Consider the following 23572-nt stretch of genomic DNA (forward strand, 5'->3'; position numbering starts at 1 on the left):
AACGAGGGGCAGGAAGCTCACGACGAAGGTCTGCACGAGCGAGACCATCCGGATGCCGGGGGCGTTGAATGAGGCACATGATGACGGAGATACAGCCCGCGTGATCGCCCAGGAGCCGCAAACCGCTGTTCAGGGCCCATGCTGCGCAGGAGGCAGTTGTGCTCACCGCTGGAGAAAGGCATCGCTGAGACCGGCTCGGAGTACACCAAACCCACGAGGATCATGATGATCCCGCCTGCGGCGAAAGCGAGTATGGCGCCTACGGTGCCGGCGTCCTGGACTCACCTGATGGTGAGCCGGATCCAGCCGAAGCCGATTATCGCGCCGAAACTCATGAACAGGATGTCGAGCGAGCCTAGAACCTTGGCCGAGCCGGAGGAGCCGTGCGTATGCGTGTTGTTCACAGCGAAGCCTGCCGTTCCGCGCGGAGAGGCTTCATGCCCGTTCCGTGACGCTGCAAGGGGTTGCGGTCGATCATAGAGGACAGGAGAAGGTGCGCACGCCGAAATACTGAGAGGTGCGCTGGCGTCCCCGGGCGCGGACGGAATTGTCGAGGCAGGTCGGACCTCACTCGCCCCCCGGCACCCAGGTGCCCCTCCGCTCCTCGAACACGATGTGGGTCTCGGTGCTGCGGACCGCCGGGTGCCGGGTGATGCGGTCGAGCACGAGATCCTGCAGCTGCCTGCTGTCCCGCACCGCGACCGTGACGAAGAAGTCGGAGCGGCCCGTGAGGTTGAGGATCCGCAGCACGTGCGGGGTGTGCTCCAGCGCTTCCATGAAGCGGTTCACATCGGCCCGCGAGTGGCTGGTCATCGTCACGACGATGACGGCCTGCAGGGCGTATCCCAGCTGTGTGTGGTCGAGGTCGAGGCGCGCCCGCCCCACCACCCCGGCGCGCCGGAGGCGGCGCAGCCGGTAGGCGCACGTGGACTCCGCGATGCCCAGGCGGGCGGCCAACGCCTTGTTCGTCAGCTCCGGCTGTCCGGAGAGCTCGCGGATGAGCGCGTGGTCCGCCTTGTCGAGGGAGAGGTTCTGCTCGGCGGCTGACATCCGTCCTCCTTGAACGTCCATTTTTGCTGAAGGTGCGTTTCCAGCTCCTGTTGCTGCAGCTTTCGACAATGCCTATGGAATGATTCTGTGCCTTCGTCAACCATACGAGTATGGATCACTCGACGAAGAGCACCCCGCAGGCCTCCCGCACCGCCGTGGACACGTCCGCGGTGCACGCCGGACGCGACGATCTCGCCGCTTTGGGCGTGCACGCGCTGCCCCTCGACCTCTCGACCACCAACCCCCTGCCGGACATCGAGGCGGGCGGGGACTCCTATGAGGCGCTCGCCGGCGGGAGCGTCCTGCCCGCCGGAGGCAGCGCCGTCTACGCCCGCCTGTGGAACCCCACGGTCGCACGCTTCGAGGCGGGGCTGGCGGAGCTCGAGCACGCGGAGGCGGCCGTCGCCTTCTCCTCGGGCATGGCCGCGTTCGCAGCCGCGCTGCTGGCCTTCTGCACCTCGGCGGGCCGGCCGCACGTCGTGGCCGTCCGGCCGCTGTACGGCGGCTCGGACCATGTCCTCGCCTCCGGGCTGCTGGGCACCGAGGCGACCTTCTGCGGGCCGGATGAGATCGCCTCGGCGATCCGAGAGGACACCGGACTCGTGGTGCTGGAGACTCCCGCCAATCCCACCTTGGAGCTCACGGACATCGCCTCCGCCGTGGAGCAGGCTGGCGAGGTGCCGGTGCTCGTGGACAACACCTTCGCCACGCCGGTGCTGCAGAATCCGCTGAATCACGGAGCCGCCTTCGCGCTCCACAGCGCCACCAAGTACCTGGGCGGGCACGGGGACGCGCTGGGCGGGATCCTCGCGTGCGCGGAGGAGCGGGCCGTGCGGCTGCGCTCCGTGCGGGCGGTCACCGGCGGGATCCTCCACCCGCTCGCCGCCTACCTCTTCCATCGCGGGCTCGCCACCCTGCCGGTGCGGATGCGCGCCCAGCAGGACACGGCCTGTGAGATCGCGACGCGGCTCACCGAGCATCCCGCCGTCGCCGAGGTGTTCTATCCCGGTCTCGCGCCGGACCCGGCCGGTGTGCTGGGCAGGCAGATGAGGGGCCCGGGTGCGATGGTTTCGATCCGCCTGCGGGGCGGCTTCGCGGCCGCCGAGGCGCTCACCGGGCGGCTGCGCCTGTTCACCCATGCGGTCTCCCTGGGCGGGGTGGATTCGCTCATCCAGCACCCGGCCGCCCTCACCCACCGTCCGGTGGCGCCCGAGGCCCGCCCGGGCTCCGACGTGGTGCGCATGTCTATCGGGCTGGAGGCGGCCGAGGACCTCATCGCGGACCTGGACGCGGCGCTGGAGGTGCCGGCGGACTAGGATGACGCACTATGGCCATCGGCTCGACGATCCACGTATTCACGGTCCAGCTGGCCGACATCGACCGCGGCGTCTATGAGGACTTCACCCTCAGAGTCGCGCGGCACCCTTCGGAGACGGACGCGTACATGATGACGCGCGTCCTCGCCTACTGCCTGGAGTACGAGGAGGGGATCGAGTTCGGCACCGGCGTCTCGACGACGGACGAGCCGGCGGTCCTGGTCAGGGACCTCACGGGCAGCATCACGGCGTGGATCGAGGTGGGTGCGCCCGATGCCGCGCGGCTGCACGCCGGCAGCAAGCTGGCCGGCCGTGCAGCGGTGTACACGCACCGTGATCCGGAGTTCGTCATGGCGGCGTGGAGGGGAAAGACGATCCACCGTGCCGACGCGCTGGTGCTGCGCAGCTTCGACGCCGGGTTCATCGAGGCGGCGGTCGCCCTGCTCGCGAGGCGCAATGCGCTCTCCCTGTCGCTCACGGAGGGCGAGCTCTACCTCGAACTGGGCGGCACGACGCTCAGCTCACAGGTGCACGAGCACCGACTCGCCTGAGAGCAGCGGGTTCGCCGCTCGCCCAGACGTGCGGCCTGCCTCAGCGCTTCCTGTATGCCCGGCCTCTGGGGCTCACCGAGACGACTTCGATCACCACTTCGCTGTCGATGATGCGATAGAGGATCCGATATTCGCCTCGACGGGCGGAGTACAAGGGCGCAAGAGGTTCGCGAAGCGGCTTGCCGACGCGATGGGGGTTCTCGCTCAGAGGGCCGAGGATGAATGCGAAAGCCGCCGCTGCGATGCGTTCCGGGAGGTCCTTCTCCAGGGCTCGCTTCGCGCCTCCGGTGAAGACGACTGTGTAGCGTTCGGTCACGCGGGCAGCCTGCCGGCAGCCTCCATCGCGGCGCGGACCTCCTCGGCGGAATGCGTGGCACCCGCTCTCAGATCGGCGAGTCCTGCGCTGATCGCCGCCATCTCCTCGGAGTCGGCCAGGACGTCGAGTGTCTCCACGAGAGTGTCGTAGTCGTCCGCACTCAGAAGAACGGCAGTGCGGACGCCGTTGCGCGTCACCTCGAAGCGTTCGTGGGTCCTCGCCGAGGAATCCACGAGCTGGGAGAACCGCGCCCGTGCCTGCGCTACTGACAAAGTGCTCATGTACACAATTCTAGTGTCCCTGATCGGGTGAGAGGAAGGCCGGCGGGCGAGCGTGCCGTCTGGCGGTGCACGGAGCGGTCGCCGTTCTGGGGCCCGGTCTGTTCGGCTGCGCGCTGGCACAGGAGTCCACACGCCTCCGGTCGACGTGATCGGCGTCGGCCGCGGCGAGCAGGTGGTCGACGGCGCGGACGGCACCCTGAGCGTCGTAGCGCGCGGATATGCCACGGAGCCCGAGGCCGCCTACCCGCCGGACGCGAGGTCCTCGGCGCGGAGGTACCGCACTGATCTGGAGCATTCCCAGCGCTCAGCCGCTCGGCGCACCCGCTCCGCGCAGAACTCGCTGATCGTCGTGAAGGCGGGGGCGGCCTCGGACGCGGACGGAACTGCCGCGGCGGAGGCGGTGCCCCGTCCCGTGTCCGTACCGCGACCGGCGCGCAGCCGGGAGGCGATGGGCTCCGCCCTCTGGACGAGTACGAAGCGGCGCGCCCCGCCGTCGCGGGCATTGGCCTCCATCACGGCCTGGGCCGTGGTGCCGGAGCCGGCGAAGAAGTCGAGGACCACTGCTGAGGGATCGTGCCAGGTGACGGCCTCGATGAGGGTGCGTACGAGCTCTACGGGCTTGGGGTAGCCGAAGATCCCGCCGAGCCCCAGCTCCTCGAGGTCGCTCCGGCCCTGCGAGCCCATCACGCGCAGGATCGAGTAGAGCTTGGAGGTCGCCTGCTCCGCCGGAGTGAGGCGGACGACGGCGTGCCGGCGCTCGCCGGTGTCCGGATCCGGTTCTCCCCAGGGCCGGAGGGCCAGCTCCCCGGAGGCCAGCCGCCTGTCGATCTCGGCCAGCTTCGCCGGGCCCCGCACGGCCTCGATGTCCTCGTACATGAGTCTGCGCTCCCGTCCGCGGACGTACGTCCCGAAGCTCACGCGCAGCACGTCGTCCTCGACGAGCATCCGCCGGCCGTCGATCACCTCGTACCTGGCGGGCGGCTTCTTCTCCGTCACCAGTGGTCCGGCCGCATCGAGGCTGCGGGCCCACGCATGGATGTAGTCGTGCCCGCGGATGACGAACTTCGCCTGCCCGCCGCCCTTGGCACGCTGATGGATGAGCGTTCCGAGGCTGTTCTCCTCGCCGAACACCTCATGTCCCAGGATCTGTGCGAAGGCCTGCTCCCGGTCGTCGATGTGGAGGAACAGCACCCCGTCCTCCCGCATGAGCGCGCGGGCGAGCTCGAGGCGGGGGCGCATGAAGTCCAGCCACGCGGCGTGGTCCCGGTACGGGGAACGGGCGCCGCCCGAGGCCGGATCGGCTGAGGGGGCGGACGCGTGTGTGGGCCCGCAGCAGGGGTCCGGGCCGCCCGCTGAGGCCGGCTCCGTGGGGCAGGCGTCCGAGGAGGAGGCCGAGGAGGAGGCCGAGGTGCGGAACGAGTCCCGGTACGTGTGTGCGTTCCCGGTGTTGTAGGGAGGGTCGATGTAGACGACTCGCACCGCGCCGCGGTGCGTGGGCAGCAGCGCGCGGAGCGCGTCGAGGTTGTCGCCCTCGATGACGAGGTCGTCACCGGTCGTGACCGGAGACGGTGCGGAGTGGCGTGCCTCTGCGACGGTCCGGGCGACCTGTCCCGCGGCGGTCCGTGACGTGCTGGAGGCTCCGGAGATGGGGGAGGCCGCCGGTGCCTCGACGGCTGAGGAGACGGCTGAGGAGACCTGGCCCGGCCGGGACAGGGGCACATCTCGCACCTGTGCCGTTCCCCGCTGGTCCGCTCCTGCCATGAGTACGACTGTAGCGGCGAACCTCGTCGCAGGTGTGCGCGGCAGAGGCTCGCCGTGCAGGGGTCAGCTGCGGGGATCAGCGGCGCTGGTGCCCGAGGTGCCCGAGGCTCGGAGGCGGGCGGTGCGGCTGTACGGGGTGGGGTTCAGCCCTCGTCGGCGAAGCCGTCGGCTTCCTGCCGCAGGCCGTCGACGGTGTCCACCGGCAGGACCCCATCGTCGGCCACGGCGTCGACGTCGAGGTCGTCGCCGTCGAGCTGGGCGGTCTCCGCGTCGTCGCCGCCGTCGGAGACCATCTCGTCGCCCACGCGATTGCCCTGTTCCGCCGCGGGCGTCTCCTCCGCGGAGAACGCGTTCACGGCGCCGAGGGGATCGCTGGTCTCGCTGCCGCACTCCTGCCGCGGAGGGCTGTCGTCGAGGAGCGCGTCGTCCGCACCTTCGACGCCCGTGCCTTCCGGGCCCGCGCCGCCGGGCTCCGCGGCCTCGGGCTCCAGGCTGCCGAGCGACACGTGCTCGGGGGCGACCTCGGGTGCCCCGTCGGCCTCGTCCGGCCCGGGCTCCATGCCGGGAGCGAGTCCGTCCCCGGCGCTGGACTCTCCGCCGCTGAACTCCCCGTCCCGGAACTCCGCATCGAGGGCCTGGGCCTCGGCTTCCTCCTCGGCGGCCTCGAGGATCTCGTCCGGCGTGGGTTCGGCCTCCGGCGAGAGGCGCGCGTCCTCCGCTTCGAATGCGCTGTCGTGGGTCTCGGTCATGATCGCTCCCGTCCTTCGAATCGCTCTGCTTCGCGGGTGCTGCCGGCCGTGTGCGGATGCCGTGGGTCCGAGTCTACGCATCGCCGAGCGGCTGTCGACCCCTTCGTCGGAGATCAGGTTCACTTGTGATCTGTGCGGAGGTGCGGAGGACGCGCCTGCCGGACTGCCGGCGGACAGCGCGGCGAACTGCCGGCGGGCGATGAGGCGGACTGCCAACGGGCGATGAGGGCGTGCCGGAAGCGGACGGTGAGGGCGTGCCGCAGGTGGGCGGTACGGTCGTGTCACCGGTGCGAGGAGTGCGGTCCCCGCCTCATGCGGCCGGGCCCGTCCTCTCCGACACCTCCCCAACGCCGCCCGCACCAGGCAGACTGGTGGCATGAGAGCACAGCCACAGCGCATCGCCGTCGTGGGAGGCGGCATCATCGGCACCGCGGTCGCGCGCGAACTCGCGCTCCGCTTCGAGGACGCGACCGTCACCCTCTTCGAGAAGGAGTCGCACCTGGCCGCGCATCAGACGGGGCACAACTCGGGCGTGGTGCATGCGGGTCTCTACTACGAGCCGGGCTCGCTCAAGGCCCGACTGTGCCGCAGCGGGGTGGAGAAGATCATCCGCTACACGGCGGAGAACGGGATCCCCTACGAGGAGTGCGGCAAGCTGGTCGTCGCGCAGGACACGGACGAGGTGGACCGCCTGGAGGCGATCTTCGCCCGTGCGCAGGCCAACGGCGTCCCGCATGTGAAGCTGCTCGACCGGAACGAGATGCGCGAGGTGGAACCGGGGGTGCGCGGCGTGCTCGCCCTCCACTCGCCGCACACCGCGATCATCGACTATGTGGCGCTCACGGAGTCCTTGGGCCGCGATCTCGAGGCCGCGGGCGGTCTCATCCGGTACGACTCGGAGGTGGCGCGTCTGGACACCCTCTCCAGTGAGGTGCGGGTGCGCCTGGCGCTGCCGGGTGCCAAGGGATCCTCCGTCACCGAGGACGCGGGTGTGTTCGACCTCGTCGTCACCTGCGCGGGTCTGCAGTCGGATCGCCTGGCCGTGGCGAGCGGGCTGGAGCAGGACCCGCGGATCGTGCCGTTCTACGGGGACTACTTCGTGGCCCGCGGAGAGGCCGCCGAGGCCGTGCGCGGTCTCATCTATCCGGTCCCGGACCCGGCGTACCCGTTCCTGGGAGTGCATCTCACCAGGAGCATCGACGGCTCCCTGCTGCTGGGCCCCAACGCCTTCCTCTCCCTGGGGCGGGAGAAGTACGAACGGAAGGTGGGGCCCATCGGCGGCCTCGACCTCTCCGACCTGGGCAGGACGCTGGGCTACAAGGGGTTCTGGAAGTTCGCCTCGCAGAACATGAAGGCGGCGGCCCGGGAGGCGCGCACCGCGCTGAGCCCGCAGGCGTTCATCGCGGAGGCGCAGAAGTTCGTCCCGGAGCTGGACGCCTCCGCCGTGGTGCCCGGTCCCCGCGGGGTGCGCGCGCAGGCGATGAACCCGGACGGCTCGCTCGTGGACGACTTCGTCATCACCTCCCGAGGCCGGCTCACTCAGGTGCGCAACGCACCCTCTCCGGGCGCCACCAGCTCGCTCGCGATCGCCGAGTACGTGGTGGACAGGGCGGTCGAGTCCCTGCGCTGAGCGCGGCGGAGCACCCGCATGCGGGCGTGCAGGGGAGTACCCGCGCGCGGGGCAGCGGGCGTGCCTCCGCCTACTCTCCGGCCCCCTGTCCCTGCGCAGCTGCCTCCTGCTCGGCCGCCCACTGCGCCACGCGGCGGGCGCTCTCCTCCTCGGAGAGGTCCTCGACGCGGCTCATGACCGACCAGCGGATGCCGAAGGGGTCGCGGATCGAGGCGAAGCGGTCCCCGGAGACGAACTCGCTCACCGGTTCCCTGATGGTGGCACCCGCTGCCACGGCGCGCTCGACGACCGCGTCGACGTCCGCGCAGTAGAGGCCCATCGAGCAGCAGTCCGCATCACCGGCCGGCGGCGGTACGAGGCCGAAGTCCGGATTGGGCTCGCCCAGCTGCAGCCGGCCGTTGCCCATGTCCAGATCGGCGTGGACGACCATGCCGCCCATCTCCGTGACGTCGACGACGCGGGCGTCGAACACCTCGCGGTAGAACTCGACGGCCTCCGCCGCGCGCGGAACTGCGAGGAACGGCGTGAGACTGGTGGTGCCGTGGGGGATTCCGTCAGTGGTGTGTGCGCCGGTGACGCCCCGGCGCGGGGCCTGTGACTCGCTCATGCTCCGACTGTAAGGATCGCGCCGGACGCGGTGCTTGAATATTTGCGACAGCGCAGGAGGACGGTGCGGGAGGACGGGGACGATGGGTGAGCAGCCGCTGGACGGGCGAGGGATCCTGTATCCCGCACGCCTGCCCACCTTCCACCGCGTGCCGGCGCCTGCGCACCTGCAGAACCGCATCCGCTGGTTCTGGATCCCGCAGTGGCGGGTGGCTCCGGGGCGCACCTCGCGGCAGAGCGTCCTGCCCTTCCCCGCCTCCAACCTCGTGGTCTATCCGGATGCGGTCACCCTCGCCGGGCCCACCACCCGCGTCTCCCACCGTGACCTCACGGGGTGCGGCTGGGTGGTGGGTGCTCTGCTGCGGCCGGCCGCCGTCCGTGGGCTGGGATTCGCCCCTGCGGTACTGAGGGACGCCGAGGTGCCCCTCTGGCGGGCAGGCGAGCCGGCCTCGGTCGCGGCTGACGTTCCGGTTGCCGTGCGGGAGGAGGGCGGGCCTGCGCTTGAGGAGCTGTGCAGCCGCGTGCGCGCCGCCATGGGAGAAGCGGAGGCGGACGCAGCGGCGCGGGCCGCGGCGACGGTGGCCTTCGCCGAGTGGATCGAGACGCGCGTTCCGGAGCCGGACGCGCACGGCGACCTCGCCAACAGGATGGAGGACCTCATCGCCGGCGACGGTGCGATCACGCGCATCGAACAGGTGGCTGAGCGGCTGGGCGTCTCCGTGCGCAGTGTGCAGCGGGTGGCACGGGCGTGCGTGGGCCTGCCGCCCCTGGCGATCATCCGCCGGTACCGGTTGCAGGAGGCCGCGCAGCGCCTGCGCGAGGACCGCGCCGTCACGGTCTCCCGGATCGCGGCGGAGCTGGGCTACGCCGACCACGCCCATCTGACGGCGGACTTCCGCCGCGTCCTGGGCCTCACACCCAGCGGCTACAGGGAGGAGCGATGAGGAGGCGGAGAGGCCTCAGCCTGCCTCGTTGACGCGCAGGAGGTTGCCGGCAGGATCGCGGAAGGCGCAGTCGCGCACGCCGTACTCCTGGTCGATGGGCTCCTGGACGACCTCCGCCCCCGCGGCCTCGACCTTCTCGAAGAAGGCGTCCAGGTCGTCGACGGCCAGTGTGAGAGAGGCGTAGCTGCCCTTGGCGATGAGCTCGAGGATCGTCCGCCTCTCCTCCTCGGAGATGGTGGGATCGCAGGCCGGCGGCTCCAGGACGAGTGAGGTGACGGAGGCTCCTTCCGCGGTGCTGGGCGGGTCCAGGGTGATCCAGCGCATGTCCTCGTAGCCCACGTCGTTGGAGACGGTGAAGCCCAGCACATCGCGGTAGAAGGCGAGTGAGGCCTCCGGATCGGTGTGCGGGAGGAACGCGTAGCGGACTGACAGACTCATGGTTCTCTCTTTTCGTGTGGGTCGGGTTGTGGGGTGTCGTCGGTCTGGTGAGGGCCCTGGGCCGGCTGCGGAGGGCGCCGGACGCGAACGGGCCGGGTGGCGCGCTGGACCTTGCATGCGGGTGCGCCCGCGGTCGCTCCGGCCGCCTGCTTCCGGTAGACGCTGGGCGGTGTGCCCACCAGCTCCGTGAAGCGCGTGCTGAACGTGCCGAGGGAGGAGAAGCCCACGGCGAAGCAGGCCTCCGTGACGCTCACGTCGCCGCGCCGCAGCAGCGCCATCGCCCTCTCGATCCGCCGCGTCATGAGGTAGGAGTACGGCGATTCGCCGTAGGCCTCCCGGAAGCGGCGGCTGAGGTGGCCCGCGGACATGTGGACGCCTCGGGCGAGGGCCTCCACATCCAGCGGCGAGGCGTGCTCCCGGTCGATCCGGTCGCGCACCCGCCGCAGGAGCACGAGCTCCGCGAGTCTCTCCGCGTCCGTGCGCATTCAGGCCGCCCGGGAGCGGCCGGACGGACGCGTGCGGTGAGGCGGAGCGCTGTGCATGCGTCCACAGTAGGCGCGCGGGCCGGCGGCGGGCTTCTCGATTCCTGATCGATGAGGTGCCGGGGTGCGGCGGAGCGGTACAGGCTCTGCGACTCGGAGGCCGGCCTCCCACACCGGTGTCCGTGCCGTCTGATTGACTGGGCCCATGCAGGACAGGCACGGATCGGACAGGCAGGGACAGAGCCACAAGCCGCCCCAGAACGGCAGGCGAGCCCAGGACCTCGCGCGGACGCTCATCGGCATGGACGGGCGCAGCTACCCGTCCTACAAGCAGCTCCACGGCACGCACGAGCTGGGCGACCTCGCGGTGGCGATCGACCATGTGCAGTCCGATCCCTACGCCCCGCCCTCGCGCGTGTGCGTGCTCGTGGACGCAGAGGACGCCGCGCTGCCGCAGGATCTCCTCGAGACGGCTGACGACAGGATCGCGGTGGGCGATTTCCTCACGCGCCGGTTCGCCGCGCAGCTGTGTGCGGCGGGAGCGGACAGGGACATCCGCATCGACGAACCGGGCCAGCAGGTGCTCGCACGCAGCAGCGTCCTCCTCGCACCCGACCGCGTGGAGGTCCGCTTCGAGGTGGCGCTGCCCGCCGCCGGCCGCCGCATCAAGGGCCGCGCGGCCGCGCGGATCCTCACGGAGCTGCTGCCCGAGGTCGCACGCGCCGCGCTCTTCCACGGGGAGTTCGACGCGCCCACCCGTGACGCCCTGCGCGCCCACGTCGTCCTCCTCCGCGACCAGGAGCACCTGCGCGCCTCCCTGCGGGAGCGCGGGCTCATCGCCTTCGTGGGCGAGGGCGCGATCCTGCCGCGGCGCTCCGGCGACTCGGACCTGCCGCTGGAGACCCGCCTCGGCGCCGTGCCCTTCGCCGTCCCGGAGTCGCTGCGTGCGGAGTTCGCGCTGCCCAGCGGGCGGACCGTCACGGGCATGGGGATCCCCGAGGGCGTCACCGTGATCGTGGGCGGCGGGTACCACGGCAAGTCCACTCTGCTGCGCGCCGTGGAGCGCGGGGTGTATCCGCACATCGCCGGCGACGGCCGCGAGTGGGTCCTCACGCGGCCGGATGCGGTCTCCATCCGGGCGGAGGACGGCCGCGCGGTGACGGGCGTGGACATCTCGCCCTTCATCACCAATCTGCCCACCGGCACGGACACACGAGCCTTCTCGACCACGAACGCCAGCGGCTCCACCTCGCAGGCGGCCAATCTCGTCGAGGCGGTGGAAGCCGGCGCGAGTGCCCTGCTCATCGACGAGGACACCTCGGCGACCAACTTCATGATCCGCGACGAGCGCATGCGCCGCCTCATCCCCGCGAACCGTGAGCCCATCACGCCGTTCGTGGACCGCATCCGGCCGCTGTACGAGGAGCGCGGTGTGTCCACCGTGCTGGTGGCCGGCGGCTCCGGCGCCTTCTTCGACGTCGCCGACCACGTCATCGCCCTCGACGAGTACGTTCCGCGTGACGTCACCGCACAGGCGCGGGCGCTGGCGGCGGACGATGCCGGGGCCGCTGCGGCCGGTGGTCCTGTGTTCGCCGCGGCCGTCTCGCGCGTGCCCGCCCGCGGAGGCCTCGGTAGAGGTGAGGAGCAGGGGCCGGACGCGGCCGGCCGGGGTGCGCAGCACCGCGGCGGCAGAGGCCCGGCAGGCCGGGGCGCAGGCGGCAGCGGCCGGGGGAAGAGCCCCAAGCCTGCCCGTGCCCGGGGACTGGGGCAGATCCAGTACGGTACGGAGACGATCGAGCTGGGGGCCGTGGTGCAGCTGGTCGATCCCTCGCAGACCGAGGCGATCGCCCGCGCCCTCGACGTGCTCAGCCGCGAGCTCGACGGGGAGACGAGCCTCGCCGAGGCCCTCGACGCCCTCGAACGGCGCTTCGACGCCGAGGGCCTGGACTGGCTCTCGCCCCACCGCGGGCATCCCGGTCGCCTGGCGCGCCCGCGGCGGCACGAGCTTCTCGCCGCAGTGGGGCGCTATCGCCGGCTGAAGCTCGCGGACTGAGCCGTGCGGGCCCCGTGGCCGGTCTGACTCGCACGGGCTGTGAGGCCGGACCGGCCACGAGGCCGGACTCGGAGACGTTCGGCCTGTGCGGAGACAGACTCCGCAGGCGCCGAGCCCGTGCAGGGTGCGGCGCACGCGGAGCTGCGCCGTCGCTCAGAAGTCGACGCCGGCGAACTCGAGTTCGTACTCGACCTGCTGGCCGCTGACGGAGACCACCTTCGCGACCCCGTAGTGCTCCTCGCCTCCGGCCGTCACGGTGCAGGAGGAGGAGCCCGTCTCGTTCCAGACGTGCATGTCGTTCGAGCACTCGACGGCCTCGATCGTGGTCCCCTGATTCGCGTACGCCTCACGGATGTCCTCCTCGAGGATGTCCGCCGGGATGACGCCGGTGCCGTCCTCGTCGAGCGAGAACCCTGCGCCGCCGGATCCTCCCGCGTCATCGGTGCCCGCGCCCGTGCCTGAGCCGTCTCCCTCCTCGGATTCTGTCGTCGGCTGATCCGCCGCGGGAGCGCTCCGGTCAGTGGTGCCGTCGGCGGCGCCGTCCTCGCTGGGAGCCGCCGTCTCCTCCGGGGCCGGCTCGTCGAAGGAGACGGTCATCCCGCAGGCGGAGAGCGAGAGCGCGGCGGCGAGGCCGCCCAGGACGGACAGGGTTTTGGCGGTGCGGAGGGTGCGCATGGGGTTCTCCCGGCAGGTGGGCTGAGCTGACAGGTCCCAGCCTCACACCGTCCTCAGCGTCGCGCCGCACGTGCGTGTGCGCAGATCGGAGCGCGTGTGGCAGACCGGGAACACAGCCCGGACCGTCGCTGCACCGGCGTGTGGGCCGCGCGGCGCTCCTACGAGGCGTCCGGAGCTCCCACCGCATATGCGGCCTGGCCCAGATGCTGCGCGGCGTCGTCGATCATGCTCACGAGGCGCACACCGCGGGTCGTCGGCGGATCCCAGCTGTCGTCGACGACCACGTCCAGGTCCTCCTCGGCGAGTGAGCGGACATAGGAGCGCAGAGCGTCGGTGACCTCCGCGAGGTATTCGAGCAGGGGCCCCGCGTCCTCCACCTCGATCGCACGCGCCTGTTCCGGGGTGTGCCCCAGGCCGAGGTCGTCTCCTGCGACACCGAGGCCGGAGCGACGGGCGAACCCGCCGTGCGTCCATACCTGCTCGCCGCCGGAGAGGTCCGCGAGCTGGAGGTCGATCTCCCTCCCTGCGTGCCACAGCAGCCATGCCGGTGAGTTGGGGTGGCCGGCCGGATGGCGGTTGAGGGCCTCCGCGGGGAGTCCGTGCAGGGTCTGTGCGGCGGCCAGGGGCCGGCCGGCGAATTCGATGAGCACCTCGCGTGCGTCCATGTGCGTGCCTCCTTGAGCCAGGTGCGTGCGGGGCGGGACCGCGGACCGCGGTTGCGTGGGCCGGCGGCCGCGGTGTCCGCGAGGGGCGATCTGCGCGGCCGTCCGCTCCCTCTGCGATCCTCCCACCCGTCGCGGGTGCGCGCCAGGGGGCTCCGGGCCCCGCCCCGCTGCTCGACCGGTGCGTCCCGCGGGCAAAATCGCCTGCTCAGGGCCCTGTCGATGTGTATAGGCTGGTGTCCTGCACCCGGCAGCGCTGCGGCGCACACCGGGGCCCGAGCCGAACGGAGGGAGCCCTGCGGCATGGGCATAGAGTTCCGGAACGTCGGCAAGACCTATCCGGACGGCACCACGGCCGTCCGCGACTTCTCCCTCGACGTCCCCTCCCGCAGCACGGCCGTCCTCCTGGGGTCGTCCGGCTGTGGGAAGACGACCCTCCTGCGCATGGTCAACCGGATGGTGGACCCCACCGAGGGCGCAGTGCTGGTGGACGGAGAGGACGTCGCGCAGGCCGCGCCCGTCGGCCTGCGCCGGCGGATCGGCTACGTCATGCAGAGCGCGGGGCTCCTGCCGCACCGACGGGTCATCGACAATGTCGCCACTGTCCCCCGTCTCAACGGCGCGGACCGGCGGGAGGCCCGGTCCCGGGCGCAGGAGATGCTCGAGATCGTGGGCCTCGACGCCTCCCTGGGCCGGCGCTATCCGGATCAGCTCTCAGGCGGCCAGCAGCAGCGCGTGGGCGTGGCCCGGGCGCTCGCCGGCGATCCCCACATCCTCCTCATGGACGAGCCCTTCGGCGCGGTCGATCCGCTCGTCCGGCGCGAGCTCCAGACGGAGATCATGCGGATCCGCACAGAGTTGGAGAAGACGGTCGTCTTCGTCACCCACGATGTGGAGGAGGCGCTCACCCTGGGTGATCAGGTCGTGGTGCTGCGCGAAGGCGGTGAGGTGGCTCAGACGGGCACGCCGCGTGAGCTCGTCGAGGAGCCCGCCGATGCTTTCGTCGCACGGTTCCTCGGCATCGGCACGGGGGAGCGCAGCCTCAGCGCCCACCGCCGTGCCACAGGCGGCTGGGCCATCGAGGATCCGAACGGCCGTCCCCTGGGCGTCGTGGAGGCGGGTGCGCTGTCCTCGGGCGCGACCTCGGCCCCGGGCACGGTGCCGCCCGCACACGAGGCGGCACCGCCCGGCAGCAATCAGCTGGGCCACGGCCGGTCACCCGGCCAGCGCCGGCCGTCCGGCGACGAACCGGGGGCGTGAGCGTGGACTGGATCCTGGAGAACCGTGCGCACCTCCTCACCCTCACCGTCTCGCACCTGGGACTGAGCCTCCCGGCGATCGCCGCGGTGCTCGTGCTGTCCGTGCCCGTCGCGGTCCTCGCCAATCGTCTGCGCCCGCTGCGCGGAGTGATCGTCTCCGGCACCGGTCTTCTCTACGCGGTGCCCTCCCTTCCCCTCTTCATCGTGCTTCCCGTCCTCCTGGGCACCGGCGTGCGGGACGCCGTCAACGTGGTCGTCGCCCTCGTCCTCTTCGGCATGGCGCTCATGGTGCGTTCGGTCGCAGACGCCCTGGACTCCGTGCCTGCCGAGGTCCGGCTCGCGGCAACGGCCCAGGGCCACTCCGCCTGGGGGCGCTTCTGGACCGTCGACCTCCCGCTTGCGGGTCCGGCGCTCCTGGCGGGCCTGCGCGTCGTGAGCGTGAGCACGATCAGTCTGGTGACCGTGAGCGCCGTCCTGGGCGTGCAGTCGCTGGGATCGCTGTTCACGGACGGGTTCCAGCGCGGGATCATCCCCTCGATCGTCAGCGGTGTGGTGATCACGGCCGCCCTTGCACTCGCGGCCGATCTGTTCCTCATGGCGCTCGGACGGGCGCTCATGCCCTGGCAGCGCACCGGAAGGGGGAGCGCCTCGTGAACCAGCCGGCCGCCGCACTGCACCTCCTGCTCGATCCGGCCACCTGGTCCGGCCCGGCCGGCCTGGGCGCGCGCGTCCTCGAACACCTTCAGTACTCGCTCCTCGCGGTCCTTCTCGCCGCGTGCGTCGCGCTGCCCATCGGCTTCGCCGTGGGTCACTTCCGCCGAGGCCGGAACCTTGTCGTGGCGGCCTCGGGAACCGTGCGGGCGCTGCCCACGCTGGGTCTGCTCACGCTCGTGGCGCTGTTCACCGGCCTCGGTCTGCTGGCTCCCATGGTCGCCCTCGTGGTTCTGGCGGTGCCTTCCGTGCTGGCAGGTGCCTACTCGGGGGTGGAATCCGTCGACGAGAACGTCGTCGATGCCGCCCGTGCGCAGGGGATGAGCCGGTGGCAGGTGCTCGTGACCGTGCAGATCCCGCTCGGGCTGCCCCTCATCCTCGGCGGGATCCGCCTCGCCTCGCTGCAGGTCGTGGGCACGGCGATCCTCGCCGCCTACGTGGGTGCAGGCGGGCTGGGAGCCCCCCTCTTCCTCGGCCTGCGCACGTACGACTATCCGCTGCTGCTCGCGGCCTCCGCCGTGGTCATCGTCCTCGCGCTCGTGCTCGATCTGGCGTTCGGCACGGCGCAGCGGCTCCTCCGCCGGCTGCCGGGCCTGCGAGGAGGCACCTGAGGTGCCTGCGGAACCTGAGACGTCAGCACACCGGACCCGTCCCACTCCGAGAGGACTCCCATCGTGAGAACCAGAGCCCTGCCCCTCTTCGCAGCCGCGGCCGCGGCCGTCCTGACCGTCTCCGGCTGCGGCGCCGGCTCCGATCCCTTCGAGAGCGGCGGCGAAGACGGTGGCACGCTGGTCATCGGTTCGCAGCAGTACTACTCGAACACGATCATCGCGGAGATCTACGCCCAGGTGCTCGAGGACGCGGGGCTGGACGTCCGGCGCGAGTTCGAGATCGGCCAGCGCGAGGTCTACGCGGCGGAGCTGGAGAACGGCGGCATCGACGTGTTCCCGGAGTACACCGGCAGCCTTCTCCAGTACTTCGATCCGGAGACCGAGGCCCGCACCGCCGAGGAGATCCGCACCGGGCTCGACGGGGCTCTGCCCGAGGGGCTCACCGCGTTGCAGGAGTCTCCCGCCACGGATCAGAACGCGATGGTGGTGACAGCTGAGTTCGCAGAGGAGCACGGGCTGGAGTCGATCGGCGACCTCGCCGGCATCGACGACCTGGTCGTGGGCGCGACTCCCGAGTTCGAGACGCGTCCCTACGGCCCGAAGGGGCTCGCGGACGTCTACGGGGTCGAGGTGGAGCTGCAGACGATCGACGACTCCGGCGGTCCGCTCACGGTGGGTGCGCTCGAGGACGGGGACATCGACGCGGCGGCCAACATCTTCAGCGCCAGCCCCGCCATCGCCGCGAACGACCTCGTGGTGCTCGCGGACCCTGAGGCGCTGGTGCCCCCGGAGAACGTGGTGCCGGTGGTCTCCGAGGCTGTGGGCGCGGACGCTCGCGGTCTGCTGGAGGAGGTCTCCGGTGCGCTCACGCAGGAGGATCTGCTCGCCCTCAACACCCGCAGCGTCGAGGAGCAGGCCACCGCAGAGGTCGTGGCAGGGGAGTGGGTGAAGGAGAAGGCCCTCGTGGGCTGATCCCCGGACGTGTGGCGGAAACCGGTGACGGCCAGGTGGTTCCACCGCCGCGCGCCGTTGCCGGCCCGCACCCTGTCGAGTTCCCGCCCGTGACGTTCTGTGACGCTTTGTGGCGTCCGGCGACGCAATCGCCGCACCTGCAGCGCGTCCGCCTGGATCCTCGTGCTATGAACCCCGTTCCCGAGGCCTCCGCGCCTGCACAGACGTCCGCGCCTGCACAGGCCTCCGCCGCCGGTCAGGTCTCCGTCGCCGCACAGGGAGGGGCCGCGCCTGCCGCGCCCAGCGCAGCCGTCCGCCGCCGCTCCATGCTGGCGAGCGTGACCGGCCAGCTGCTCGAGTGGTACGAGTGGAGCGCCTACGCCGTCTTCGCCCCCTTCATCGCCGGTGCGCTCTTCAACCCGGAGAACCAGGTCTCCGCGCTGCTGTCGACGTTCGGCGTCTTCGCGATCGGCTTCCTGTTCCGTCCGCTGGGCGGGATCGTCTTCGGACGGATCGCGGACCGGCGCGGCAGACGCTTCGTCCTCGTGACGACGATGCTCATGATGGCCGGCGCCTCCGTGCTCATCGGGCTCCTGCCCACGTTCGAGACGTTCGGCATCTTCGCCTCGGTGCTGCTCCTGCTGGCCCGGGTGGTGCAGGGATTCGCACACGGCGGCGAGTCCGCCACGGCGAACTCCTACATCGCGGAGATCGCTCCGGCCCGCCGCCGCGGCCTGTGGGGCTCCACCGTCTTCATGACGATCTTCGGCGGTGCCTTCCTCGCGTTCGTGCTGGGCGGAGCCATCACGGAGACCCTCTCCGAGGCGGACGTCCAGGCGTGGGGCTGGCGCATCCCGTTCCTGCTGGGCGCGGTGCTCGCCCTGGTGGCGCTGTGGCTGCGCGTGGGCATGGTCGAGTCGCAGGTCTTCCAGGAGGACGGGAATGCGGCGGGGGCGCGTGCGGGTGCTGGGGAAGGCGGCGCAGGCGCGGCTTCCGGCCCGGCCGGTGCCGCCGTGCCCGAGGCCGGCGCGGGTGAGCCTGCGGGCCCCGGCAGTGCCGCACACGCGGGGCTGGGGGCTGCGTCCTTCAGCGCTCGCACCCTCGCACCGCTGAGCACCCCGCTCTCCATCGTGCTGATCTTCTTCCTGGTCTCCGGAGTGGCGGCGAGCAACTACACGTGGACCTCCTACGTCTCGACGTACGCCGTCACCCAGGAGGGGATGGACGCCTCGGGCGCCTATTGGGCGCTGGTGGCGGCCCTCGTCATCGGCCTTGCCGCGCTGCCGTTCTGGGGCGCGGTGTCCGACAGGGTGGGGCGCCGGCCGGTGCTCTTCGTCTTCGCCGGCGGGGTGATCCTCACGCAGTTCCCGCTCATGGCCTTCATCGACGACCGGCCGTGGACGCTCTTCGCCGCGACCTCGGTGGCTCTCATCGTGCTGTCCGCCGGCGCGGGCCTGCTCGCCTCCGTCATGGCGGAGACGTTCCCCACCGCCGCCCGCACCGCCAACATCGGCCTGGCGTACTCACTGGCGACGGCGGTCTTCGGGGGGACCACGCCGTACGTCAACCAGCTGGCGGTCTACCTGGAGACGCCGTGGGCCTCGAACCTGTTCATCGTCTTCGCCGCCGCGCTGGCGCTGTGGGCCGCCTACAGGCTGCCGGAGCGCAGGGGCATCGACCTCACGATCGTCCGCTGAGGAGCGCACGGCCCGCCTGCACAGAACCGCAGGAGCCGCACAGAACGGCAGGAGCCGCACGCAGTTGCGCGCGGCTCCTGCGGTTTCCGGCACATCGGGAGAGGAGAGCTCAGCTCCTGAATGCCAAGCGGGCCTCCACCAGCTGGTGATCGGACGGGAAGCGGTTCTGCCGCTGATGCGGGATGTGCGCGCAGAGCCCGCCCACGTCCTCGAAGCCGTCCTCCACGAGACCCTCCGCCGTGCAGCCGCGCATCACGGCGTCCACCACGTCGAGGCCCCGGGCGAAGACGAAGTCGATGCGGTCGCGCGGCTCCGCTCCGTCGGTCCTGCCCGGTTCCGGCTTCTCCGCGTGGCCGGCACGGCCGAGCGGTTCGATGGGCGACCAGGAGTCCGCCGGCACCGCTGCGGGATCCGGGTGGACGGCGCGGAAGGCGTCGACGAAGCCGGCCTCCAGCAGCGCGTCCGGTGACCGCCAGCGCAGCGGGGGCCGGTCCGGGCGTGCGGCCCAGTCGCCCGTGGCGGGGGTGTTGAAGTCGCCGCACACCACGACGGGCATGTCCGGTTCGCCCTCCTCGGCACAGATGCGCGAGGTCTCTGCGAGCACCTCCTCGATCTGCTCGAGCCGAGGCGCCTCCTCCGCATCCGCGACCTCCTGCCCGTCGCCGGCCAGGGCGCGGTACACGGCGTAGGGGTACGGAGCCAGGTGCACCGACCAGACGAGGACGGTGGGCCCGCCCTCACACGGGGTGACGAGTGCGGCCTGTGCATAGGGCAGGGTCGAGGTCTCCACGGGCCGGAGCGGGCCCGTGCTGAGCACAGCGGTGTCCCAGCCGCGCTGCGCGAGTGAGGCGCCCAGCTTGGGCGCCAGATTCTCCGCAGCGGTGCCCCAGCATTCCTGGAGTGCGAGGACCTCGGCGGGGAACTGCGCGCAGATCGCGTACTGCTTCTCCTGGCCGTAGTCCACTTCGCGGCCGCCGTACCAGACGTTCCACGTCTGCAGGGTGAAGGAGCGTGCCGCCTGCGGCGGATGCTGTCGTGTCACTGTCTCTCCGTTCGTCAGAGTGCGGGATGCCGTCTCATGTCCGCAGTGTGCGGGTGTGCGGGTCGAATCGGATTTCGCGCAGACTCCGCAGGCGGAGGTCCGCTGTGAGAGGCACCGAGAGGTCCTCATTCACCCCCACCACCGTGAGCCCTGCGGTGTGCGCGGCCTGCGAACCCAGCACCGAGTCCTCGAAGGCCACCGCCGCGCGCGGATCCACGCCCAGACGGGCCGCCGCCAGCAGGTAGGGGTCCGGCGCCGGTTTGCCGCGGTCCACGTCGTCGATCGTCACGACGACGTCGAACAGGTGCAGCATGTCCGCGCGCTCGAGCAGGCCGCGGACGTCCTCCTCCCGGCCGTTGCTCGCCACCGCGACCGGCACGCTGCCGGACAGCGCCCGGACGAGCTCCGGCGCGCCGGGCATGGGCGCGGACAGGTCCGTCAGCGCGGCGCTGTAGGCGAGGTCGATGTCCCGTGCGTGCGGGGGGCGCACATCGGCGCTGCCCCCGCCGGTCGTCACGGCCTCGGCGTGGAGGGAGCCGAGCGCGGCGACGGCCTCGGCGGCGGTCATGCCCCGCAGCGTCTCCGGGCTCGTGTCCGCCAGTCCCAGCCGCCGCAGCTGTGCGGCCATGATGTCCAGCCACGGCTGCTCCGAGTCCACGAGCACGCCGTCGCAGTCGAAGACGACGCCGGCGACCTCCTGGACCGCCTCTGCGGCACCCGTCCCCGGCGTCGCGGCGATCCGGGCGCTCACGTCCACGCCCCTCCCGCCTGCGCGCGGGGCAGGCGCATGGCCGGTTCGGCGGTGACGGTGGCGCGCACGCGGGTGCCCGGCGGCACCGCACCGGCCTCGGCCGAGGCCAGGGAGGCGGACCAGCGCGCCTCCTCCCGGCCCGGCGCCCCCAGCCGCACCATGGTGCGCTCACCGGTGTAGACCTGGCTCTTCACCTCCAGCAGGCCCTCGGGCTCCGGCGACACGGCCAGATCCTCCGGGCGGACGAAGACGATCTCCGCCCCGGTGCTGTCCGAGGGCAGAGGGGACCCCGGGTGCCATCCGGAAGGAACGGCGAACTCGTTGATCGATCCCACGAACCGGGCCACGAACGGCGTCTGCGGGCGGGAGTAGACCTCGTGCGGGGCGGAATGCTGCTCGATCCGGCCGCCGTTCATGACGGCCACGCGATCCGCGATCGCCAGGGCCTCGCCCTGGTCGTGGGTGATGAACACGGTGGTGGTGCCCAGCGCCTGCTGCACTCGTCGGATCTCGTCGCGCAGTGAGGAACGGACCGCGGCGTCCAGGGCGGAGAGGGGCTCGTCGAGCAGGAGCACCGTGGGCTGCGTGGCAAGCGCGCGGGCCAGCGCCACACGCTGCTGCTGACCGCCGGAGAGCTGATGCGGGTAGCGCGGGCCCATCCCGGCCAGCCCGCACACCTCCAGCAGCTCCTCCGTGCGACGGCGGCGGGCACCGGCGTCCACCTTGCGGATCCGGAGGCCGTACTCGATGTTGTCCGCGACGCTGAGGTTGGGGAAGAGGCTGTAGCTCTGGAACACCATGCCCATGTCCCGGCGGTGCGGCGGCAGGGAGAGGACGGACCGGCCGCCCACCAGGACGTCCCCGCCGTTCACCTCCTCGAACCCCGCGAGGATCCGCAGCGTCGTCGTCTTGCCGCAGCCGGAGGGGCCCAGGAAGCTCACCATGGAGCCGGCCTCGATGTCGATGCTGAAGTCCCTCAGCACCTCCGTGCTGCCGTAGGACTTGCGCACGTCCTGGAACCGGACGGACATGGGCTCGCGGTCCGAGGCGGGTGCCCGGTCGCCGCGCGGTGCGTGCGCACTCGTCTGTGCGGTGGTGCTCATGGTGTCTGGGCTTCCTTCCGGGGAGAGTCTGGGGCTGCGATCGGCGCCGAGGCGGGAGACGCCTCCCGAGCGGCCGCCGCGGCTGCGGGGGCGAGGCCTGCGGGCGGGCCGGCCGAGGGGGCGGAGCCCGCGCCGGGTTCGGCCGCGGGTGCCGCCTCCGCCCTCTGCCCGAACCGGGAGGCGCTCAGCGTCGCGGCCGCCAGCAGCAGCCAGGTGGTGAGGTTGAGCAGCACGGACAGGGTGATGGAGCCGCGGAAGTTCGTGCTGGAGAGGGTGTTGAGGTACACCGGCAGGGTGTTGATCGACAGGGTCGCGGCCACGGTGTACTCCGCGATGGACAGTGCGAACGTGAAGAACGCGGAGAACATCACGGAGCCGCGGATGTTGGGCACGACCACGCGCCACAGCGTGGTGCGCATCCCCGCACCCAGCACGGAGGAGGACTCGTAGAGCGTGCGCAGCGGCAGCGTGGACAGGGCGGCGTCGATGGAGCGGTAGGTGAACGGCAGGCACAAGACCACATAGGTGCCCACGAGCACCAGCGGGAGGTCCTGCGACTGCAGGAGCGTGTTCACCTGCATGCCGAGGCTGCCCCTGCCCTGCGAGGCGAGGCCCCGCAGCACCGTGGTCAGCCCTGCGACGATCGCGATGGCAGGCACCACCAGCGGCAGTGTGCAGAGGATGCTCAGCAGCGGACGCAGGCGCGGCGCCCACAGGTGGACGGCCACCACGGCGGGCACGAGTGTCGCGATGAGGACGACCACCGTGAGGGAGGCGATCACGAGGCTGCGGAGGAGCGGGGCGACGATGGCCCCGGAGTCGGCCAGCCCCGTGAGGCCCTCGGTCGTGAAGCTGCCGTCGCCGCGGAAGAAGGAGTAGGTGAGCGAGCTCAGCTGAGGTGTGAGGATGAAGATCGCCAGTGCGATCAGGGGCAGCCAGGCGAGCGTCTTCGTGGTGCGGCCGGAACGCGGCGGGCCGGGACGTCCGGAGCGTGCGGGGCCGGTGCGGGCCTCGGGCGCGATCTGCCCCGGAGGAGACGACGGCACCGCGGGAGTCACGTGTTCAGCCACTTGGCGCTCCTTCTCATGAGTGCGTTGAAGGCGAGGAGGACCAGCACGGCGATGACGCCCGTGGTCACGCCGAGCGCCATGGCGACGCCCTCGCCGCCCGTGGCGGCGGAGCCGGCCAGCTGCCCGGCGATCTCCAGCGGGATGAGCGGGAACCCTCCCGTGCCGATCAGCACCGCGGCCGAGGCGTGGGTGCCGAACGCGGAGCCGAACATCAGCAGCCAGGCGCCCAGGAGAGCCGGTGTGATGACGGGTATCCCGACGCGGCGCCAGAAGGTGAGGCTCGTGCCTCCCAGGGAGGTGTTGGCCTCCCGCCACTGCTGTCGCAGCGCGGTGAAGCTGGGCAGCGTCAGCAGGATCATCGTGGGGATGAGGAAGTACTGGTACATGAGGACGAGGCCCTGCACGCTGTAGAGCGTGAAGGAGGGGTCCACTGCGGTGAGCAGGGCGACGAAGTAGCCGGTGTTGCCCACTGCGACGATGAAGGAGAAGGCCAGCGGCACGCCGCCGTCGTTGGCCAGGACGCTGGAGACGACGGCCGTGAGCGAGTCGACGACCCGGGACTTCACCGTGGAGATGGCCCACGCGCAGATCCCGCCGAGCACGGCGGCGATCGTCGCCGCCGCCGCGGAGAGGACGAGGCTGTTCCGCAGGGCCATGGACCGGGAGCCGGAGCCCAGCGCAGCGAAGTTGTCCAGGCTCAGGGTGCCGGCCTCGCCCCGCCCGCCGGGGAGTACGAGGGAGGTGACCACCATGCCCACGAGCGGCACGGCGAAGAAGAGGAGCAGGACGATCGCCAGGGGCGCGAGCGCGGCCCAGGCGGGAGTGGGCCGCAGCCCGCGCCCCGCCCGTGCCGGGGCGGGGCG

At 71.6% G+C, this 23572-nt stretch carries 26 protein-coding genes; 10 read left to right on the plus strand and 16 right to left on the minus strand.

Annotated elements, in window-relative coordinates; genetic code table 11:
• Window positions 1–281 precede the first annotated feature (281 nt).
• Together Q0A33_RS02715 and Q0A33_RS02720 are read right to left on the minus strand one after the other, a co-directional pair.
• Window positions 282–404, minus strand: a complete 123-nt coding sequence (locus Q0A33_RS02715; protein WP_291792721.1) for a hypothetical protein — start codon at window positions 402–404, stop codon at window positions 282–284.
• A 163-nt stretch (window positions 405–567) separates the two neighbouring features.
• Complete coding sequence (locus tag Q0A33_RS02720) at window positions 568–1050, minus strand: Lrp/AsnC family transcriptional regulator (RefSeq protein ID WP_291792724.1); 483 nt, start codon at window positions 1048–1050, stop codon at window positions 568–570.
• Between the two features lie 110 nt (window positions 1051–1160).
• On the opposite strand from Q0A33_RS02720, the gene Q0A33_RS02725 reads away from it, so the two are divergent.
• A complete protein-coding gene (locus Q0A33_RS02725; protein WP_291792727.1) occupies window positions 1161–2366 on the plus strand; it encodes a PLP-dependent aspartate aminotransferase family protein in 1206 nt (401 codons plus the stop codon).
• An 11-nt stretch (window positions 2367–2377) separates the two neighbouring features.
• The gene (locus tag Q0A33_RS02730; protein WP_291792729.1) at window positions 2378–2917 is read left to right on the plus strand and encodes a YaeQ family protein; all 540 of its coding nucleotides are present in this window, start codon (window positions 2378–2380) and stop codon (window positions 2915–2917) included.
• Between the two features lie 40 nt (window positions 2918–2957).
• Here the strand turns inward: Q0A33_RS02730 and Q0A33_RS02735 are convergent, their stop codons facing one another.
• The 4 genes from Q0A33_RS02735 to Q0A33_RS02750 form a co-directional block, all read right to left on the minus strand.
• Window positions 2958–3233, minus strand: coding sequence for a type II toxin-antitoxin system RelE/ParE family toxin (locus tag Q0A33_RS02735; RefSeq protein WP_291792734.1), 276 nt, complete (start codon window positions 3231–3233; stop codon window positions 2958–2960).
• Window positions 3230–3514, minus strand: coding sequence for a type II toxin-antitoxin system Phd/YefM family antitoxin (locus Q0A33_RS02740; protein ID WP_291792737.1), 285 nt, complete (start codon window positions 3512–3514; stop codon window positions 3230–3232). Before Q0A33_RS02740 ends, Q0A33_RS02735 begins: the two co-directional genes overlap by 4 nt.
• A 240-nt stretch (window positions 3515–3754) precedes the next feature.
• A complete protein-coding gene (locus tag Q0A33_RS02745) occupies window positions 3755–5275 on the minus strand; it encodes a site-specific DNA-methyltransferase (protein ID WP_291792740.1) in 1521 nt (506 codons plus the stop codon).
• 143 nt (window positions 5276–5418) lie between these two features.
• Complete coding sequence (locus Q0A33_RS02750) at window positions 5419–6024, minus strand: hypothetical protein (protein WP_291792743.1); 606 nt, start codon at window positions 6022–6024, stop codon at window positions 5419–5421.
• A 376-nt stretch (window positions 6025–6400) separates the two neighbouring features.
• Between Q0A33_RS02750 and lhgO the strand changes: the two genes are divergently transcribed.
• Entirely contained in the window at window positions 6401–7654 is a 1254-nt protein-coding gene (lhgO, locus tag Q0A33_RS02755) for an L-2-hydroxyglutarate oxidase (RefSeq protein WP_291792747.1), read from the plus strand.
• 70 nt (window positions 7655–7724) lie between these two features.
• Here lhgO and Q0A33_RS02760 read toward each other — a convergent pair whose 3' ends face one another.
• A complete protein-coding gene (locus Q0A33_RS02760) occupies window positions 7725–8261 on the minus strand; it encodes a VOC family protein (RefSeq protein WP_291792750.1) in 537 nt (178 codons plus the stop codon).
• Window positions 8262–8343: 82 nt separating this feature from the next.
• On the opposite strand from Q0A33_RS02760, the gene Q0A33_RS02765 reads away from it, so the two are divergent.
• A complete protein-coding gene (locus tag Q0A33_RS02765; RefSeq protein ID WP_291792753.1) occupies window positions 8344–9204 on the plus strand; it encodes a helix-turn-helix domain-containing protein in 861 nt (286 codons plus the stop codon).
• 15 nt (window positions 9205–9219) lie between these two features.
• Here Q0A33_RS02765 and Q0A33_RS02770 read toward each other — a convergent pair whose 3' ends face one another.
• Both Q0A33_RS02770 and Q0A33_RS02775 read right to left on the minus strand, forming a co-directional pair.
• Complete coding sequence (locus Q0A33_RS02770; protein ID WP_291792756.1) at window positions 9220–9642, minus strand: VOC family protein; 423 nt, start codon at window positions 9640–9642, stop codon at window positions 9220–9222.
• A complete protein-coding gene (locus Q0A33_RS02775) occupies window positions 9639–10127 on the minus strand; it encodes a helix-turn-helix transcriptional regulator (RefSeq protein ID WP_291792759.1) in 489 nt (162 codons plus the stop codon). The genes Q0A33_RS02770 and Q0A33_RS02775 overlap by 4 nt, the downstream gene beginning before the upstream one ends.
• 202 nt (window positions 10128–10329) lie before the next feature.
• Here Q0A33_RS02775 and Q0A33_RS02780 point away from each other — a divergent pair, with 202 nt between their 5' ends.
• Complete coding sequence (locus Q0A33_RS02780) at window positions 10330–12177, plus strand: ABC-ATPase domain-containing protein (RefSeq protein ID WP_291792763.1); 1848 nt, start codon at window positions 10330–10332, stop codon at window positions 12175–12177.
• Window positions 12178–12330: 153 nt separating this feature from the next.
• Here Q0A33_RS02780 and Q0A33_RS02785 read toward each other — a convergent pair whose 3' ends face one another.
• Together Q0A33_RS02785 and Q0A33_RS02790 are read right to left on the minus strand one after the other, a co-directional pair.
• Window positions 12331–12852, minus strand: coding sequence for a hypothetical protein (locus tag Q0A33_RS02785; protein WP_291792766.1), 522 nt, complete (start codon window positions 12850–12852; stop codon window positions 12331–12333).
• Window positions 12853–13010: 158 nt separating this feature from the next.
• Window positions 13011–13517 (minus strand): DinB family protein, encoded by a 507-nt coding sequence (locus Q0A33_RS02790; protein ID WP_291792769.1) that lies wholly within the window; start codon window positions 13515–13517, stop codon window positions 13011–13013.
• Window positions 13518–13817: 300 nt separating this feature from the next.
• Here Q0A33_RS02790 and Q0A33_RS02795 point away from each other — a divergent pair, with 300 nt between their 5' ends.
• The 5 genes from Q0A33_RS02795 (at window position 13818) to Q0A33_RS02815 (ending at window position 18743) form a co-directional block, all read left to right on the plus strand.
• Entirely contained in the window at window positions 13818–14774 is a 957-nt protein-coding gene (locus Q0A33_RS02795; protein ID WP_291792772.1) for an ATP-binding cassette domain-containing protein, read from the plus strand.
• Window positions 14771–15427, plus strand: a complete 657-nt coding sequence (locus Q0A33_RS02800; protein ID WP_291792776.1) for an ABC transporter permease subunit — start codon at window positions 14771–14773, stop codon at window positions 15425–15427. Before Q0A33_RS02795 ends, Q0A33_RS02800 begins: the two co-directional genes overlap by 4 nt.
• On the plus strand, window positions 15424–16095 hold the full coding sequence (locus Q0A33_RS02805; RefSeq protein WP_291792778.1) for an ABC transporter permease: 672 nt from the start codon (window positions 15424–15426) through the stop codon (window positions 16093–16095). Before Q0A33_RS02800 ends, Q0A33_RS02805 begins: the two co-directional genes overlap by 4 nt.
• 63 nt (window positions 16096–16158) lie before the next feature.
• A complete protein-coding gene (locus tag Q0A33_RS02810) occupies window positions 16159–17067 on the plus strand; it encodes an ABC transporter substrate-binding protein (protein ID WP_291792781.1) in 909 nt (302 codons plus the stop codon).
• Window positions 17068–17234: 167 nt separating this feature from the next.
• Entirely contained in the window at window positions 17235–18743 is a 1509-nt protein-coding gene (locus tag Q0A33_RS02815) for an MFS transporter (RefSeq protein ID WP_291792785.1), read from the plus strand.
• A gap of 109 nt (window positions 18744–18852) precedes the next feature.
• Here Q0A33_RS02815 and Q0A33_RS02820 read toward each other — a convergent pair whose 3' ends face one another.
• The 5 genes from Q0A33_RS02820 to Q0A33_RS02840 all read right to left on the minus strand — a co-directional run.
• Window positions 18853–19785 carry an endonuclease/exonuclease/phosphatase family protein gene (locus Q0A33_RS02820; RefSeq protein WP_291792789.1) on the minus strand — a complete coding sequence of 311 codons (933 nt, stop codon included), beginning with the start codon at window positions 19783–19785 and terminating at the stop codon, window positions 18853–18855.
• 34 nt (window positions 19786–19819) lie between these two features.
• Complete coding sequence (locus Q0A33_RS02825; protein WP_291792793.1) at window positions 19820–20542, minus strand: HAD family phosphatase; 723 nt, start codon at window positions 20540–20542, stop codon at window positions 19820–19822.
• Window positions 20533–21639, minus strand: coding sequence for an ABC transporter ATP-binding protein (locus tag Q0A33_RS02830; protein ID WP_291792796.1), 1107 nt, complete (start codon window positions 21637–21639; stop codon window positions 20533–20535). Before Q0A33_RS02830 ends, Q0A33_RS02825 begins: the two co-directional genes overlap by 10 nt.
• Window positions 21636–22709: an ABC transporter permease subunit gene (locus tag Q0A33_RS02835; RefSeq protein ID WP_291792799.1), complete on the minus strand. Its 1074-nt coding sequence runs from the start codon at window positions 22707–22709 to the stop codon at window positions 21636–21638. Before Q0A33_RS02835 ends, Q0A33_RS02830 begins: the two co-directional genes overlap by 4 nt.
• On the minus strand, window positions 22694–23572 hold an 879-nt coding region (locus tag Q0A33_RS02840), incomplete at its 5' end, for a spermidine/putrescine ABC transporter permease (protein ID WP_291792803.1). The genes Q0A33_RS02840 and Q0A33_RS02835, both read right to left, overlap by 16 nt.

It is taken from the genome of Brevibacterium sp. (assembly GCF_022712115.1).
Lineage (GTDB): Bacteria > Actinomycetota > Actinomycetes > Actinomycetales > Brevibacteriaceae > Brevibacterium > Brevibacterium salitolerans.

What these genes read in the sequence shown, in the direction of transcription:
- Q0A33_RS02795 (WP_291792772.1), top strand. Translation starts at nt 13,818, where the DNA reads ATGGGCATAGAGTTCCGGAACGTCGGCAAGACCTATCCGGACGGCACC.
- Q0A33_RS02785 (WP_291792766.1), bottom strand. Translation starts at nt 12,852, where the DNA reads ATGCGCACCCTCCGCACCGCCAAAACCCTGTCCGTCCTGGGCGGCCTC.
- Q0A33_RS02775 (WP_291792759.1), bottom strand. Translation starts at nt 10,127, where the DNA reads ATGCGCACGGACGCGGAGAGACTCGCGGAGCTCGTGCTCCTGCGGCGG.
- Q0A33_RS02765 (WP_291792753.1), top strand. Translation starts at nt 8,344, where the DNA reads ATGGGTGAGCAGCCGCTGGACGGGCGAGGGATCCTGTATCCCGCACGC.
- lhgO (WP_291792747.1), top strand. Translation starts at nt 6,401, where the DNA reads ATGAGAGCACAGCCACAGCGCATCGCCGTCGTGGGAGGCGGCATCATC.
- Q0A33_RS02830 (WP_291792796.1), bottom strand. Translation starts at nt 21,639, where the DNA reads ATGAGCACCACCGCACAGACGAGTGCGCACGCACCGCGCGGCGACCGG.
- Q0A33_RS02770 (WP_291792756.1), bottom strand. Translation starts at nt 9,642, where the DNA reads ATGAGTCTGTCAGTCCGCTACGCGTTCCTCCCGCACACCGATCCGGAG.
- Q0A33_RS02740 (WP_291792737.1), bottom strand. Translation starts at nt 3,514, where the DNA reads ATGAGCACTTTGTCAGTAGCGCAGGCACGGGCGCGGTTCTCCCAGCTC.
- Q0A33_RS02780 (WP_291792763.1), top strand. Translation starts at nt 10,330, where the DNA reads ATGCAGGACAGGCACGGATCGGACAGGCAGGGACAGAGCCACAAGCCG.
- Q0A33_RS02745 (WP_291792740.1), bottom strand. Translation starts at nt 5,275, where the DNA reads ATGGCAGGAGCGGACCAGCGGGGAACGGCACAGGTGCGAGATGTGCCC.
- Q0A33_RS02750 (WP_291792743.1), bottom strand. Translation starts at nt 6,024, where the DNA reads ATGACCGAGACCCACGACAGCGCATTCGAAGCGGAGGACGCGCGCCTC.
- Q0A33_RS02790 (WP_291792769.1), bottom strand. Translation starts at nt 13,517, where the DNA reads ATGGACGCACGCGAGGTGCTCATCGAATTCGCCGGCCGGCCCCTGGCC.
- Q0A33_RS02725 (WP_291792727.1), top strand. Translation starts at nt 1,161, where the DNA reads ATGGATCACTCGACGAAGAGCACCCCGCAGGCCTCCCGCACCGCCGTG.
- Q0A33_RS02730 (WP_291792729.1), top strand. Translation starts at nt 2,378, where the DNA reads ATGGCCATCGGCTCGACGATCCACGTATTCACGGTCCAGCTGGCCGAC.
- Q0A33_RS02760 (WP_291792750.1), bottom strand. Translation starts at nt 8,261, where the DNA reads ATGAGCGAGTCACAGGCCCCGCGCCGGGGCGTCACCGGCGCACACACC.
- Q0A33_RS02815 (WP_291792785.1), top strand. Translation starts at nt 17,235, where the DNA reads ATGAACCCCGTTCCCGAGGCCTCCGCGCCTGCACAGACGTCCGCGCCT.
- Q0A33_RS02720 (WP_291792724.1), bottom strand. Translation starts at nt 1,050, where the DNA reads ATGTCAGCCGCCGAGCAGAACCTCTCCCTCGACAAGGCGGACCACGCG.